Source organism: Cupriavidus sp. GW823-FHT06D04, from assembly GCF_058795055.1.
The window spans coordinates 410,940-425,833 of the sequence record NZ_JBXAHL010000001.1 but is presented as its reverse complement, the minus strand read 5'-3'; the positions used below and the strand labels follow the sequence as shown (position 1 = coordinate 425,833).

The window sequence follows — 14,894 nt, the reverse complement described above, 5'->3', positions numbered from 1 at the left end:
GGAAAGTTCCGGGCGTAAGGCCGGGTGTGGTCAAATACCGACTTTGTATGTGTGGACAATCGGCGATGCCGCAAGACACCGCTATTACCGCTAACTCCGCTGGCCGCGCGCGCGTGGCCGTTCGCGTACTGGCCGTGCTGGGCGCGGTGCTGGCGCTGGCGGCCGGCCCGGCCCGCGCCGCCTACGAGGTCGAAGTCGAGGCACCCAAGCCGATTCGCGAAATGCTGGAAGAGCATCTCGACCTGGCACGCTACAAGGACCGCGCCGACCTTTCGCCGGACCAGCTTGACTATATGGTCGAGACCGCCGGCGAGCAGGTGCGGGCGCTCACCTCCACCGAGGGCTACTTCGACCCGACCACCACCACCCGCGTCGAAGGCGAGGGCGACAAGCGCGTGGTCCACGTGATGGTCGACCCCGGCGCGCGCACGCTGATCCGCAATGTCGACGTCCAGGTGACGGGCCCGGCAGCCACGCGCTCGCCCGAACAGGTGGCAGAGATGCAGGCCAAGTGGGGACTGCCGGTGGGTGAGCCGTTCCGGCAGGGCGACTGGGACAAGGCCAAGGAAGACGCGCTGGTCACGCTGCAGAGCCACAACTACTACGGCGCGCGCCTGGCCGCGTCGCAGGCGCGCGTGGAGCCGGACGACCAGCGCGCGGACTTGTCCGCGCATTACGCCAGCGGCCCGGCCTACCTGCTGGGGCCGCTGAAGGTGACCGGCACGCGCCGCTATCCGGAACAGATCATCTACAACGTCAACCCGCTGAGCGAGGGCGAGCCGTACCGCGTGGAGCGGCTGCTGGAGCTGCAGCGCGCGATCCAGAACCAGCCGTACTTCTCCAACGTGCAGGTCGACCTGGAACCGCCGCCGGACGCCGACAAGGCGGCTGACGGCGTGGTGAGCTCGCCAGTGCTGGTGCGCGTACGCGAATATCCGGCGCACCGGCTCAACAGCGGCGTGGGCTTTACCACCGACACCGGCGCGCAGATCGAAGGCCGCTATTCGTACTACAACCTGTTCAACCGCGCCTGGACCTTCGACTCGCAGGCGCGGCTGGAGCAGAAGCGCTCCTATCTGTTCGCCGAGACCGCGATGCCGCCGGACAGGGGCAACTACCGCAACAGCGTGTACAGCAGCTACGAGCGCACCATCGACATCGAGAACACCGACACCACCAGCCTGCGCGCGGGCCTGAAGCGCTCGCGCTCGCGCGAGAAGTACGACGTGACGACGTCGCTGGATTTCTACTACGACAAGCTGCTGCCGGAGGGCCAGGCCGCCCAGATCAGCAAGGCGCTGGTGCCGGCCTTTGCGTGGACGCGGCGCGACGTCGACAATCCTGTGTTCCCGCGCCGCGGCAACGTGATCAGCACCCAGGTCGGGGTGGCCGCCAAGGGTTTCCTCAGCGATGCCACCTTCCTGCGGCTGTACGGCCGTATCCGCCAGTACATACCGGTGGGCAAGCGCGACCTGGTGGTGGCACGGCTGGAACTCGGTGCCGACCTGACCGGCGACAGCTCCAGCCAGATCCCGGCCACGCTGCGCTTTCGCGCCGGCGGCACCGATTCGATCCGCGGCTACAGCTACCAGTCGATCGGCACGCCCAGCGGCTCCAGCATCTTGCCGGCCAAGTACCTGGGCACCGGCAGCCTGGAGTACCAGTACTGGTTCAAGCCGGACTGGGGCGTGGCGGTGTTCTGGGATCTCGGCACTGCCGCCGACAACCTGCGCGGCGTGACCATCTACAACGGCGTGGGCGTCGGCGTGCGCTGGCGCACGCCGGTGGGCCCGCTGCAGCTGGACCTGGGCTACGGCATCCAGGCGCAGCAGTTCCGGCCGCATATCTCGCTGGGGGTGGCGTTCTGATGCGGCACCCTTGTCTTTCCCGCCTGACCCGGATGCCGGCATGAGCGCTCACGATCTGCCTTCGGTGCCCGGCGGCGATTCGGCCCGGACGCCGACCCCGCCCGCGCCGCGCAAGCGGCGGCGGCTGTGGCGCGTGCTGGCCTGGCTGGCCGGCATCCTGCTGCTGCTGATGGTGGCGCTGGTGGCGGCGGGCGTGGCGGCGCTGCACACCGAGACCGGCACCCGCCACCTGTGGACGCTGGCCACGCGGCTGTCGGCCGGCATGCTCAGCGGCCGGCTGGAAGGCGGCACCGTGACGCACGGCCTGCGCCTGCGCGACGTGGTGTTCGCCAGCGGCCAGACGCGCGTGGCGGTGGACCGCGTGGATGGCAACTGGGCGCTCAACTGGCAGGCGCGGCGCCTGCACGTGCAGTGGCTACGCATCGGCAAGGCCGAAGTGAAGCTCGGACCGTCCGAGCCGAGCACCGAGCCGATGCAGAAGCCCACGTCGCTCGAACTGCCGCTGGCCATCGATGTCGATTCCCTGACGCTTGAGCGGCTGTCGCTGCTGCAAGGCACGGCGCCCACGGCCGTGCCGATGGTGTTCAGCAACCTGGCCGGCGCGCTGCACAGCGACGGCCAGCGCCACCGCGTCAGCGTGGACAAGCTGGAAACACCATACGGCAAGCTGGCGGCCAACGCCCAGCTGGGCGCACGCGCCCCGTTCGCGCTCAGCGCCGAAGCCTTGCTGGAAAGCAGCTGGCAGGATGAGGCCTTTGCCGTCAATGCCACCGCCAAGGGCAACCTGGACGCGCTGCGTGCCGAGCTGCAGGCCAGCGGCGACCGCATCCACCTGCGCGCAGGCGCCGACCTGACGCCGTTCGGCAAGGTGCCGTTCACGCACCTGCTGGTCGATGGCGATCGCATCAACCCGCGCCTGTTCAGCCCGTCGGCGCCACAGGCCAACCTGACCGTGCATGCCGAGCTGCGGCCGGTGGGCGGCGTGGCGGCGGGTGCCGGCGCGCAGGCAGCCAGTGCCGTGGCGGCATCGGCTCCCCCGGCGGCATCGGGGGTCTCCGCATCCGCTCCTGCGGCGGTGCCGGCGCCCGCACCGCTGGCGGTCGCCGGCGACATCGCGATCCACAACCTGGAAGCCGGTCCGCTGGACAAGGAGCGGCTGCCGGTCCAGTCGGTGCGCGCCCACGTCGAGCTGAGCGAGATGGCACAGGCCGTCTCGGACCTGCGCGTGGCGCTGGCCGGCAAGGCCGAGATTGCCGGCGGCGGTTCGCTGCGCGGCGGCCGTGGCGGTTTCGACCTGGATGTGCGCAGGCTGGACCCGGCCGCGCTGCATGGCTCGCTGACCAGCGCCAGCCTGTCCGGCCCGGTGGTGGTGCGGATGGAGCCGGGCCGACAAAGCGTGGCGCTGGACTTGTCGGGCGGGCCGCTCAAGCTTTTCGCCGATGCCAGCATCGATGCCGAGGCGGTCACGCTGGCCACGCTGCGCGCCGCGGTGGGGCCGGGTTTGCTGACCGCGGAAGGCAAGCTCGGCCTGAAAGACAAGCAGCCGTTCAGCTTCAAGGGCAAGCTGGCCTCGTTCGATCCCTCGCGCCTGGCCAAGGTTGCCGCCGGCCGGATCAACGCGGATTTCACCGCGACCGGCGAGATCGCGCCCGAGCTTGGCGTGGCGCTGGATTTTGCCGTGCATGAGAGCGAATACGCGGGCCTGCCGATGACCGGCGGCGGCAAGGTGCGCCTCGCAGGCGAGCGGCTCTTGCCAAGCGAGGCCTCGCTGAGCATGGCCGGCAACCAGGCCAACCTGCGCGGCAGCTTCGGCGCGCGCGGCGATGCGCTCAAGCTAGCGGTCGATGCGCCGCAGCTGGAGCGGCTCAAGTTTGGCGTGGCCGGCAAGCTCAAGCTCGACGCCACCATCACCGGCACGCTGAAGAAACCTGAAGTGGTGGCCGACTACAACGCGCAGGCGCTGGAAGTGGGTCCGCACAAGGTGGCCAGCGCCAGCGGCCGCGCCGAGGTGCGCGGCGGGCTGGACGGTCCGCTCTCGGTGCAGCTGGCCGCGCGCGACTACCGCGGCCCGCAGGCCAGCCTGAGCACGCTCGATGCCACGCTCAACGGCACCCAGGCCAACCATACATTCGACGTCAAGGCGGCCGGCAGCCTGAACAAGCGGCCATTGCAGCTGGCGCTGGCGGGGCAGGGCGCGTGGAAGGGCAAGGAGGGCTGGAACGGCACCATCCGCACGCTGGAAGAGCGCAGCACCGTCAACCTGCGCCTGGCAGCGCCGACGCAACTGCTGGTGGCCGACCAGCGCGTGCGCCTGGGCGCCGCGCGCCTGCTGCTGGACCGCGCCACGCTGGCGATCGACAGCCTGGACTGGGACCACGGCCGCATCCGCAGCGCGGGCAGCCTGGACGGCCTGCAGGTGGGCCATGTACTGGAGCTGATGGAAACCATCACCGGCGAGAAGCCGCCGGTGCGCTCCGACCTGGTCATCGACGGCCGCTGGAACCTGGCGCTGGCCGAGACCGCGACCGGCTTTGCCGAACTGCGCCGGCGCAGCGGCGACCTGTCGGTCAATGCCGGCCGGGGCTTCACCACGCTCGGCCTGGGCGAGACGAGCCTGCGCGCCGAGGCCGGCGGCAACCGCATCGCGCTGCGCGGCGGCATGGTGTCGGGCCGCATCGGCAAGGTGGTGGTGGACGCCTCCGCCGGACTGGTGCAGGAGCAGGGGCTGCAGACCGTGGGCCCGGCCTCGACCCTGGGCGGCACGGTCACCGTCGACGTGCCGCGGCTGAAATCGCTTGAAGCGCTGACCGGCCCGCAGTACGCCTTCGACGGCAAACTGGCCGCGGCGATGCGCCTGGCCGGCACGGTCGGCGCGCCGCTGCTGACCGGCACCGTCGACGGCGACAATCTCGCCGTCACGCTGTATGACCTGGGCCTGCGCCTGACCGACGGCACCGTGCGCGTGGTGCTGGACCAGAACACGGTCGAGCTCAAGCACGTGGAATTCCACGGTGGCGACGGCAAGATCACGGCCACTGGCAACGTCAAGCTGGGCGAGGCCGATCCCAACCTGACCGGCAAGATCGTCGCCGACAAGCTGCAGCTGTTCGCCAGCCCCGAGCGCACGCTGGTGGTCTCGGGCGATGCCACTATCGCCAACGAGAACAAGCAGGTCGTGATCCGCGGCAAGATCCGCGTCGACCGCGGCCTGTTCGACCTGCCCAAGGCCGGTGCGCCAGTGCTGGGCGACGATGTGGTGGTGATCCGGCGCAAGGACCAGCGCGCCGTGAAGACTGCCGCCACGCCGGCGCCGGAGACCAAGCCGGCAAGCAAGTTCAGCCCGGTGATCGACCTGACCGTGGACCTGGGCAACAACTTCCGCTTCCGCGGCGCGGGCGCGGACCTGTTGCTGGCCGGCCAGATGGGCGTCAAGAGCGAACCCCTGGCACCAATGAAGGCCACCGGCACGGTGCGCGTGACCGAAGGCACCTATGAAGCCTTCGGGCGCAAGCTGGACATCGAGCGTGGCGTCATCAACTTCAACGGCCCGATCGACAACCCGAACATGAACATCCGCGCCATGCGCCGCAACCAGGAAGTGGAGGCGGGCGTGGAGGTGACCGGCACGGTGCGGCTGCCGCGCGTGCGGCTGGTGTCGGAGCCCAACGTGCCCGAAGAGGATAAGCTCTCGTGGCTGATGTTCGGCTACGGCGCGGAAAGCGCCGGTGCCGGCCAGCAGCGCCAGTTGGGTGGCGCCGCGCTGGGCGGCGCGGCGCTGGGTATGATCGGCGGCAAGGCCGGCAAGGGGATCGTGCAGCATTTCGGCATCGACGAATTTTCGATCGGGCCCAGCACCGCGGGTCTCAATGACCAGCAGGTGGTCAGCATGGGCAAGGCCATTTCCGATCGTATGTCGGTCGGCTATGAGCAGAGCCTGACATCGGCCTCGAACGTGGTGAAGCTGACCTGGCAGTTCTCGCGGCGCTGGTCGCTGATTGCCAAGGGCGGGTCCATCAACGGTTTGTCGGTCTTGTTCAACCGCCGCTTCGACAGCTGGGCGAACCTGTTCAGCGGGACCTCGGGTCGCAGCGACACCAGAAGGAGCCAGCAGGATGAGAGCCAGCCAACCAGTCCCGACAGCGCGGCACAGGCAGCCTCGGCAGCCGTCGCCGAACCCGTGCGCCGCTGACGGGCGCCCCGCCACTTTCGCGTCGCCGCGACGCCTTGCCGCCATGGGACTCTTTGCCGCTTTGCTTGCGCTGTTCGGCTGCGACCAGCAGAAGGTCGATGAAGCCATGAAGAAGGCGGGCGACACCGCCCGCAACACCTGGAACGCGATCAAGCCCGACAGCGAGTTGTTCAAGGGCATCGTCCCCGGCCAGTCCACTGAGGAAAACCTGCGGCGCCAGGCCGGCAAGCCGGAGATCGTATGGGAGGAAGCCGACGGCGGGCGCCGGCTGGAGTACCCGCGTGGCCCCGAGGGCACCACCACCTGGATGGTCACCATCGGCACCGATGGCAAGGTCGCGAAGATCGAGCAGGTGCTGTCAGCCGAGAACTTCGCACGCGTGCGCGCCGGCATGAGCAAGGACGACATCCGCCGCCTGCTCGGCAAGCCCACCAAGGTGGAGGCATTTGCCCTGAAGAAGGAAGAGGTGTGGGGCTACCGCTGGATGGAAACCTCCACCGACAAGGCCTTTTTCAATGTGCATTTCAACAGCGACGGCACCGTCACCACGACCTCGCGCAGCGACGATCCGTCGAAGATGCAGGGCGGCTGACCCGTGCCCAGGCCCTCAGTGGAGCAGGTGGCAGGCGGCCACGTGCACCGGCGCGGCTGAGCCGGCGGCCGGGTCCAGCCGCAGCATGCGGGGGATCTCGGTGGCGCAGGCCGGCACCGCCCGCGGGCAGCGCGGATGGAACTTGCAGCCCGCCGGCGGGTTCAGCGCCGAGCCGATATCGCCCAGGATCAGCCCTTCGGCCGGCTGGTGGTCAGGGTCGGGACGCGGCGCCGAGCCCAGCAGTGCCTGCGTGTAGGGGTGGCGCGGGGCGCTGAACACCGCGGCGCTGGGCCCGCTTTCGGCCATATTGCCCAGGTACATCACGCCCACGGCCGAGCTGAAATGTTCCACCAGCGCCAGGTCATGGGCGATCACCACATAGGCCAGGCCGAAGCTGCGCTGGATATCCGACAGCAGGTTGACGATCTGCGCCCGGATCGAGACATCCAGCGCCGAGGTGGGCTCGTCCAGCACGATCAGCCGCGGCTGCAGCGCCAGCGCGCGCGCCACGGCAATGCGCTGGCGCTGGCCGCCGCTGAACTCGTGCGGATAGAGGTCAAGCGCGCCGGGCGGCAGGCCGACGATCTCCAGCAGCTCCAGCAGCCGCCGGCGCAGCGCGGCGCGGTCGCCGCCCTGGCCGTGCGCAAGCAGCGGCTCGGCCAGCAGCATGCTGACCTTCAGGCGCGGATTGAGTGACGAGGACGGATCCTGGAACACCGCCTGCACCTGGCGCCGGTAGCCCAGCACGCCCTTGCGGTCCAGCGCCAGCACGTCCTGGCCGTCGAAGCGGATGGTGCCCGCGCTGGGGCGCTCAAGCAGCAGCAGCTGCCTGGCGATGGTGGTCTTGCCGCAGCCGGACTCGCCCACCAGCGCATAGGTCTGCCCGGCATCCACGGCAAAACTGACGCCGTCGACGGCGCGCACCGTGCCGCCGCCGCGCGCGGGGAAATGCTTCTTTAGGTTTTCGACTTCGAGCAGCATGGCTGCCTCCTGGGTTCTTAGCCGGCCGACGCCAGCCAGCAACTGACCTTGTGGCCGGATTCAAGTTCGATCTCGGGGGGATAGGCGTCATCGCACAGCGGCTTGCGGTGTGGGCAGCGCGCCGCGAAGCGGCAGCCGTGCGGCGGGTCGATCAGGCTGGGCGGGCTGCCCTGGATGGCGTACAGGCGCTCGCGCTTTTCGCCGAAGTGGGGGATGGCCTGGAGCAGGGCCTGCGTGTAGGGATGGGCGGGGCGCTGGTACAGCGTGCGCACGTCGCCGGTCTCGACAATGCGTCCGGCGTACATCACCGCCACCCGGTGGCAGATGCTGGCCGCCACGCCCAGGTCGTGCGTGATCAGGATGATGCCGACACCGGTCTGCGCCTGGATCTTGCGGAACAGCGCCATGATCTGCACCTGGATGGTCACGTCCAGTGCCGAGGTGGGCTCGTCCGCCACCAACAGGCGCGGCGCGCTGGCAATGGCCATGCCGGCTACCACGCGCTGGCGCATGCCGCCGCTGAACTGGTGCGGATAGTCGTCCAGCCGCGTCTCGGGCGAGGGGATGCGCACGCTGTCCAGCACCTGCACCACCTGGCGGCGTCGCGCCTCGCGGCTGTCGGCGCGGCCGTGGTAGCGCAGCGGCGCGCCGACCTGGTCGCCCACCGTGAAGACCGGGTTCAGCGAGGTCAGCGGATCCTGCGAGATCATCGCGATCTTGCGGCCGCGGTACTGCGTGCTCATGGTCTTTTCGGGCAGCTGCAGCAGGTCCACGCCATCGAGCAACACCTTGCCGCCGAGTTGCACGCCGCCCTGGCGCGGCAGCAGGCGCAGGATCGACAGGATAGTCATGGACTTGCCGGAACCGGATTCGCCCACCACGCCCAGGGTCTCGCCCTCATGCACGTGCAGGTCGACGCCGTCCACGGCGCGCACCGTGCCGCGGCGCAGTTCGAGGTGCGTGGTCAGGCCCTGTACCGACAGCATGGGCGCGCCGCGTAGGGAATTCTGGGCAGCTGGCGTTGGCGACGGGCGTTGCGTCACGTGCGGGTCGGGGCCGGTCATAGCTGCCTCCTTTTCGGGTCGAAGTGGTCGCGCAGCCAGTCGCCCAGCAGGTTGGACGCCAGGCAGGTGGCCATGATGGCCAGTCCGGGCATGGTGATGGCCCACCACGCGTTGGTGATGTAGTTGCGCGCATCGGCTAGCATCAGCCCCCACGACACATCGGGTTGCTGGATGCCCAGGCCGAGAAAGCTTAGCGAGGCCTCGAAGATGATCACCTGGCCAACCTGCAGCGTGGCCAGCACCAGCAGGGTGTTGAGCAGGTTGGGCAGCAGGTGGCGGCGGAAGATGGTGAGCGTGCCGCAGCCGGCCACGCGCGCCAGCGCCACGTAGTCGCGCTGCTTGAGCGACATCACCTCGCCGCGCACGATGCGCGCGTACCAGGTCCAGTAGGTCACCACGATCACCAGCACCACGGTGTTGAAGCCCGGGCCCAGCACCGCGGCCAGCACCAGCGCCAGCGCCAGCGCGGGGATCGACATCTGGATATCGACCAGCCGCATGATGAGCGCGTCCAGGCGCCCGCCGAAGTAGCCGGCCAGCATGCCGGCGGCGGTGCCGATGCCGCCCGAGATCAGGATGGCGTACAGCGCGACCACCAGCGAGATGCGCGTGCCGGCCATGATGCGCGAGAGCAGGTCGCGCCCCATGTTGTCGGTGCCCAGCGGATAGGCCCAGCTGCCGCCCGCCAGCCAGGCCGGTGGCTGGAAGGCCAGGCCGAGGTCGAGGCCATTGGGGTCGTGCGGCAGCAGCGCCTCGCCGCCGACGGCGCAGACCAGCAGCACCGGGAAGATTACCAGCGCAAACCAGGGCAGGCCACTCAGGTCACGCCGCTGGCGCTTGCGGGCCGGCGCCGCCGGGGCGCTGGCAGGAGGAACGGCGATCTCAGGCATGGCGGATCCTCGGGTCGATCAGGCCGTAGCTCAGGTCGACCATCAGGTTGGACAGCACGAACAGCACGGAGGTGAGCATCACGCCCGCCTGCACCACGGGAAAGTCGCGCGCGAACACGGCCTCGACCACGGTGCGGCCGACGCCTGGCCAGGCGAAGATGACTTCGACCACGAAGGCGCCGCCCAGCATCGCCGCGAAGTACACGCCGAGGATGGTCACCAGCGGAATGGCCGCGTTGCGCAGCGCGTACTTCCAGATCAGCACGCGCTCGGGCAGGCCCATGGCGCGGCCCATGCGGATGTAGTCGCTGTCGAGCACATCCAGCATGGCCGAGCGCACCACGCGGGTCTGCGCCGCCACCGGATACCAGCCCAGCGCAATCGCGGGCAGCACCAGGCTGTTCCACGAATCGCGCCCGAACGCCGGCAGCCAGTTCAGCTGCACCGCGAAGAACAGGATCAGCAGCAGCCCGACCCAGAAGTTGGGCATGGCCTGTCCAAGCATGGCGAAGACCTTGGCAAAGCGGTCGAACCAGGAGCCGCGGTAGACCGCCGATAGCACGCCGAACGGCACCGCCATCGCAATCGAGAAGCCCAGCGCGGCCAGCGCCAGTTCCACCGTGGCCGGCAGCCGCTCCAGGATCAGCCCCAGTGCCGGTTCCTGCCAGCGGTAGGAGTTGCCGAAGTCGCCGGTGACGGCATGGCCGAGGAAGACCAGGTACTGCGCCACCAGGGGCTGGTCCAGGCCGAGATGGCGGCGCGTTGCCTCGATCACCTGCGGCGGCGCGTCGGCCGGCAACAACAGGGCAAGCGGGTCGCCGGACAGGCGCGAGATCAGGAAGATGATCACGCTCGCGCCAAGGATGCTGATCAGGCCGTGCAGCAGGCGTTTTGCAATAGGCATGACAGGCTCCGTCGGAGAATTGTCAGCGGGAATGCCGCGCCCGGCTCGGGCGCCGGGCGCGGCGGCGGATCACTGCTTCCAGCTGACTTCCTGGAATGAGCGCCAGTAGTCGCGGATGGGCCAGGGCACGTAGTTGATCTTGTTGTCGCGCCAGGCAAAGGTCACCAGCGGCCGGTAGGTCGGCAGGCCGCCCAGCACGCGCTCCTGCTTGAGCCGCGCGATCTGGCGCAGCAGCGCGGTGCGCGCCGCGGGGTCCATGGTCTGGCGCTGCTTCTCCAGCAGCGCGTCGACCTCGGGGTCGCTGGTGTAGGAATAGGTGCCCCAGCCGCCGCCGCCCTGGTAGCTGTGCAAATGGCCGGACCAGGCCAGTCCCGGGTCGCCGGGCAGCCCCTGCGACCACATCCAGCTCAGCACGCCGTCCATCTCCGGCGGGCCCGAGCGGCCGCGCTTGCCCAGGCTGATCCAGGCCCCGTACTCTAGGTTGCGCACCTGGCAGCGGATGCCCACGGAACTCAGGTAGGCATACATGGCTTCGCCCACTTCCTTCACGCCCGGTTCGCGCGGCGTGGTGAGGTTGTAGCAGGGGGTCTCGAAGCCATTGGGATAGCCCGCCTGCCTGAGCAGCTCGCGCGCACGCTTCTGGTCGAAGGCGTAGGGCTTGAGCTCGGGGTCGTAGCCATTCGACTCCTTGCCCACCTGCGCATAGCGCTCGCCCTGGCCGAACAGCACGCGCTTGATGATGGCGTCGACATCGATGGCGTGCGCGGCCGCCTGCCGCACGCGCACATCGTTGAACGGCGACTTCGGCATCTGCGTGTTGAAATTGAGGAAGAGGTTGTTGCCGCTCACCAGCGTGACGGTCTTCACCCCCGGCATCTTCTTGAATTCCTCGACCATCGACGGCGGCACGTTGTCGATGAAATCGACCTTGCCGGTCTTGAAGGCCGCCACCCGGGTCAGGTCCTCCGGGATCACCTTGATGGTCAGGTCCTTGATGCCCGGGCGCTTTTCCTTGTTCCAGTAGCCGTCGAAGGCTTCCAGCTTCAGCTCGTCCTTGACCGTGCGCGAGACAAACTTCCACGGCCCGGTGCCGACCGGCTTGCGGGCGAACTCTTCTTCGCCGACCTTCTGGATGTACTTCTTGGGCATGGCCCACAGCTGCATGTTGCCGACGATGAACTGCGCATCCGGCTCCTTGAAATGCAGCTTGAAGCGGTGCGCGTCCACGATCTCGAAACGCTCGATTGACGAGACATAGTGCGAGAAGAAGCTGCTCTTGGGGTCGCGCTGGCGTTGCCAGGAGAACTCGAGGTCCTCGGACGTCAGCGGGTCGCCGTTGTGGAAGCGCACGCCCTTGCGCAGCTGCACGTCGAGCACGGGCTTGCCGTCCTTGCCGTTTTCCAGCTTCCAGTTCTCCGCCAGCCAGTTCTCGTCCTTGAGCGCGGCATTGCGGCGCACCAGCATCTCGAAGATCTGGCCGACAAAGTAGTGGTCGACGCCGGCCGAGATCTTGACCGGGTCGAGCGTGGTCGATTCCGCGCCGAAGGCGACGGTGAGGCTGCCGGTGGCCGGTGCGGCCGGTGCGGCGTGAGCCGCGGGGATGGCGGCGGCCAGCATGCCGGCCAGCAGGCGGCGCCGGGCGGCGCCGGTCAACTTCACTTGCATGGTGCTCCTCCTGTTGCGCCGTCTCGTGGCGGCGCTGTTGGTGAGAACAACGGATGCGCTCAGCGCGGGAAGCTGCCTTCCAGCTGGCGTACCACCTCCAGCAGGCGCGGGCGCACCTCGTCGAGCAGGAATGACGGGGACAGGCGGAACGACGGTCCGCCCACGTTGATGGCCATGGGCGGCATGCCATGGCCGGGCTCGAAGCCGCGCGCAATGCCGTTGACGTCCGGCTGCCAGTCGCCCATCGAGCAGGTCACGCCCAGGGTGAGGTGGTCCGCCAGGCCCTGCTCGATGCCCTGGCGCAGGCGCGGCCACGCCATGTCGTCGACGTCGCGCACCTGTTCCATGAAGGCCTGGCGCTCCTGGTCCGGCACCACCGCCAGCCAGGCGCGGCCGATGGCCGAGGTGGCGACGGGAATGCGCGAGCCGGTATCGAGCGTCAGCGCAATCGCTGCGCAGCTGCGGCAGTGCTCGACATAGATCATCGAGAAGCGGTCGCGCGTGCCCAGCGACACCGTGCCGCCGGAAAAGTCGGCCAGCTCCTGCATCAGCGGTCGCGCCACCTTGCGGATGTCCAGCCGCGACAGCATGGCGCTGCCCAGCCGCAGGCAGGCCGTGCCCAGGCTGTACTTGTGGCTGCCTTCGGCCTGCGCCAGGTAGCCCAGCCGCGTCAGGGTGGAGGTCAGGCGCGATACCGTCGACTTGGGCAGCCCGCAGCGCCGGGCGATTTCCTGGTTGCCCAGCACGCGGTCGCTGGTGCGGAAGCAGGCCAGCACTTCCAGCCCGCGCGCCAGCGCGGTGACGAAGTGGCGGTCTTCTTTGAAGGCATTGCCGGTGGATCGGTCCTGCATAACCGTTGGCTCCCTCGTTGTGCCGTTGCATGCCAGCCGCGCTTGTTCGACGCGCAGGCGTGCGGGACGCGCGCGCGGCGTCCTCGTCCGGTACGGCGGTACTACCCGACAGCGGTCCCGTTCAGCCGCCGGCCTCGGTATCCAGCAAGGCCTGCAGCTCGACCTTGCGCACCTTGCCGGTGGCGGTCAGCGGGAACTCGGGCAGGATGCGGATCTCGGGCACCTTGTAGACCGCCATCTGCTCGCGGCACCATGCATGCAGCGTGTCGGCAGTGATGCCGTCGGCATGCTCGGGGCGCAGGCGGATAAAGGCCACCGGGACCTGGCCCTTGTCCGGGTCGGGGCGGCCCACCACGGCCGAGCCCAGCACCGCCGGATGGCGTGACAGCAGCACCTCCAGCTCGGACGGGAACACGCTCATGCCGCGCACCTTGAGCATCTCCTTGCGTCGTCCCAGGAAATGCAGGTAGCCCGCCTCGTCATAGGCGCCGATATCGCCGGTGCGGAACCAGCCGTCGCGGAACACCTCAGCATCCACGTCGGGGCGGCCCCAGTAGCCCTTGAACAGCGACGGCGTGCTGACCACGATCTCGCCTTCCTCGCCGACCGGCAGCACCGCGCCGGTGTCGAAGTCGCAGATCTTGATGCGCGTGCCCGGCACCGGCAGGCCGACAAACACCGGGCGGCCGCGCAGGTCCATATCGTCGTCCTGCATGCCGGTGGTGAAGGTGTCGCTGGTATGGGTCTCGGTCATGCCCCAGGCGCCTTCGGCAATGATGCTGCCGGTCAGCGCGTGCCAGCGCTGGCGGATGTCGGGGGTGATCTTGCGGATGAACGAGGCGGCGCGCGTGTGCTGCAGCGAACGCAGGTCGTAGCGGCCGCATTCGGGGTGGTTCATCAGCTCGACCGCGTTGTCCACCACCACGAAGGTGCGGTTGACACGATAGCGCTCGATCGCGGCCATCACCGCGACCGGGTCCCAGCGCGCCAGCAGCACCACCGTCGCGCCGCTGAAGATCGGGTAGATCAGCCCGAGGTTCTCGCCCGCGATCCAGAACATCGGCAGGAAGTTCAGCATCACGTCGCCGGAGCCTTCTGCCAGCCGTTCCGCATCGACACCGCCGGTGAGCGCGTAGGAAGCCGCCGCGGTGTAGACCATGTCGCGCTGCGTGTGCATGCAGCCCTTGGGCAGGCCGGTGGTGCCGCCGGTGTAGTTCAGTGCGGCCAGCGTGTCCATGTCGGCCGGGGGTTGTGCGACCGGCTCGGTGTCGCGCAGCGCCTGCAGCAGGTCGATGGCGCCTTCCACGGCCAGCGGGGGCGCGTCGAGGCCCGCTGGCAGCGGCAGGTCCGGCTGTGCCGGCAGCATCGCGCCGGCACTGGTGGTGTAGACAGTATGCAGCAGCGTCTGCGCGCGCACTGACATCAGCAGCGGCGCCAGCTGGTCCTGCACGATGACGGTGGTGGCGCCGGCATCGTTCAGCTCATAGACCAGCTCCTGTTCCTTGAAGAGCGGGTTGACCGGCACATACACCGCGCCCAGCTTCAGGATGCCGTAGAAGACCACGTGGAACTGCGGGCAGTTGCCCATCATCACCGCCACCCGGTCGCCCGCGCCCACGCCGCGGCCCTTGAGCAGCGCGGCGCAGCGCTCGGACAGGTCGTCGAGCTCGGCGTAGGTCACGGTGGTGCCGTACCAGACCAGCGCGGGGTGGTCCGGGCGCTTGCGCGCCCACGCGCGCAGATAGTCGCCCAGCGGGGCCTCGCCATGGGGGTAGACCGGTGCGTCGGGCAGGCCGGCGGGCCAGATCTTGCGATGCCGGGCTTCCAGGTCCTCGAAGAACGCCTGTTCGTTCATCTGCTGTCTCCTGTTGCTTTCGCTCTGGTTCTGTC

10 protein-coding genes are annotated in these 14,894 nt (G+C 69.0%); 3 read left to right on the top strand and 7 right to left on the bottom strand.

From position 1 onward, the window contains the following. Positions 1-65 precede the first annotated feature (65 nt). Genes AC1Q7H_RS01980 through bamE form a run of 3 tightly spaced genes read left to right on the top strand, consistent with a single transcriptional unit; the run spans position 66 to position 6,649 of the window. The gene (locus tag AC1Q7H_RS01980; protein WP_211980175.1) at positions 66-1,868 is read left to right on the top strand and encodes an autotransporter assembly complex protein TamA; all 1,803 of its coding nucleotides are present in this window, start codon (positions 66-68) and stop codon (positions 1,866-1,868) included. A 40-nt stretch (positions 1,869-1,908) separates the two neighbouring features. Further along, complete coding sequence (locus AC1Q7H_RS01975; protein WP_492377827.1) at positions 1,909-6,057, top strand: translocation/assembly module TamB domain-containing protein; 4,149 nt, start codon at positions 1,909-1,911, stop codon at positions 6,055-6,057. A 43-nt stretch (positions 6,058-6,100) separates the two neighbouring features. Continuing rightward, positions 6,101-6,649: an outer membrane protein assembly factor BamE domain-containing protein gene (bamE, locus tag AC1Q7H_RS01970; RefSeq protein ID WP_492380914.1), complete on the top strand. Its 549-nt coding sequence runs from the start codon at positions 6,101-6,103 to the stop codon at positions 6,647-6,649. Positions 6,650-6,664: 15 nt separating this feature from the next. On the opposite strand, the gene AC1Q7H_RS01965 is transcribed toward bamE, so the two are convergent. The 7 genes from AC1Q7H_RS01965 to AC1Q7H_RS01935 form a co-directional block, all read right to left on the bottom strand. Then, a complete protein-coding gene (locus tag AC1Q7H_RS01965) occupies positions 6,665-7,630 on the bottom strand; it encodes an ABC transporter ATP-binding protein (protein WP_013957789.1) in 966 nt (321 codons plus the stop codon). Between the two features lie 17 nt (positions 7,631-7,647). After that, the gene (locus AC1Q7H_RS01960) at positions 7,648-8,694 is read right to left on the bottom strand and encodes an ABC transporter ATP-binding protein (protein WP_013957788.1); all 1,047 of its coding nucleotides are present in this window, start codon (positions 8,692-8,694) and stop codon (positions 7,648-7,650) included. Further along, positions 8,691-9,584 (bottom strand): ABC transporter permease, encoded by an 894-nt coding sequence (locus AC1Q7H_RS01955; RefSeq protein WP_013957787.1) that lies wholly within the window; start codon positions 9,582-9,584, stop codon positions 8,691-8,693. The genes AC1Q7H_RS01960 and AC1Q7H_RS01955 overlap by 4 nt, the downstream gene beginning before the upstream one ends. Beyond that, a complete protein-coding gene (locus tag AC1Q7H_RS01950; protein ID WP_013957786.1) occupies positions 9,577-10,488 on the bottom strand; it encodes an ABC transporter permease in 912 nt (303 codons plus the stop codon). Before AC1Q7H_RS01950 ends, AC1Q7H_RS01955 begins: the two co-directional genes overlap by 8 nt. Positions 10,489-10,557: 69 nt before the next feature. Continuing rightward, positions 10,558-12,153, bottom strand: coding sequence for an ABC transporter substrate-binding protein (locus AC1Q7H_RS01945; protein ID WP_492377829.1), 1,596 nt, complete (start codon positions 12,151-12,153; stop codon positions 10,558-10,560). A gap of 59 nt (positions 12,154-12,212) precedes the next feature. Then, positions 12,213-13,004, bottom strand: a complete 792-nt coding sequence (locus AC1Q7H_RS01940; protein WP_013957784.1) for an IclR family transcriptional regulator — start codon at positions 13,002-13,004, stop codon at positions 12,213-12,215. 121 nt (positions 13,005-13,125) lie between these two features. Next, positions 13,126-14,859 (bottom strand): AMP-binding protein, encoded by a 1,734-nt coding sequence (locus AC1Q7H_RS01935; protein WP_153953794.1) that lies wholly within the window; start codon positions 14,857-14,859, stop codon positions 13,126-13,128. Between the last annotated feature and the right edge of the window lie 35 nt (positions 14,860-14,894).

What these genes read in the sequence shown, in the direction of transcription:
- AC1Q7H_RS01980 (WP_211980175.1), top strand. Translation starts at nt 66, where the DNA reads ATGCCGCAAGACACCGCTATTACCGCTAACTCCGCTGGCCGCGCGCGC.
- AC1Q7H_RS01975 (WP_492377827.1), top strand. Translation starts at nt 1,909, where the DNA reads ATGAGCGCTCACGATCTGCCTTCGGTGCCCGGCGGCGATTCGGCCCGG.
- bamE (WP_492380914.1), top strand. Translation starts at nt 6,101, where the DNA reads ATGGGACTCTTTGCCGCTTTGCTTGCGCTGTTCGGCTGCGACCAGCAG.
- AC1Q7H_RS01965 (WP_013957789.1), bottom strand. Translation starts at nt 7,630, where the DNA reads ATGCTGCTCGAAGTCGAAAACCTAAAGAAGCATTTCCCCGCGCGCGGC.
- AC1Q7H_RS01960 (WP_013957788.1), bottom strand. Translation starts at nt 8,694, where the DNA reads ATGACCGGCCCCGACCCGCACGTGACGCAACGCCCGTCGCCAACGCCA.
- AC1Q7H_RS01955 (WP_013957787.1), bottom strand. Translation starts at nt 9,584, where the DNA reads ATGCCTGAGATCGCCGTTCCTCCTGCCAGCGCCCCGGCGGCGCCGGCC.
- AC1Q7H_RS01950 (WP_013957786.1), bottom strand. Translation starts at nt 10,488, where the DNA reads ATGCCTATTGCAAAACGCCTGCTGCACGGCCTGATCAGCATCCTTGGC.
- AC1Q7H_RS01945 (WP_492377829.1), bottom strand. Translation starts at nt 12,153, where the DNA reads ATGCAAGTGAAGTTGACCGGCGCCGCCCGGCGCCGCCTGCTGGCCGGC.
- AC1Q7H_RS01940 (WP_013957784.1), bottom strand. Translation starts at nt 13,004, where the DNA reads ATGCAGGACCGATCCACCGGCAATGCCTTCAAAGAAGACCGCCACTTC.
- AC1Q7H_RS01935 (WP_153953794.1), bottom strand. Translation starts at nt 14,859, where the DNA reads ATGAACGAACAGGCGTTCTTCGAGGACCTGGAAGCCCGGCATCGCAAG.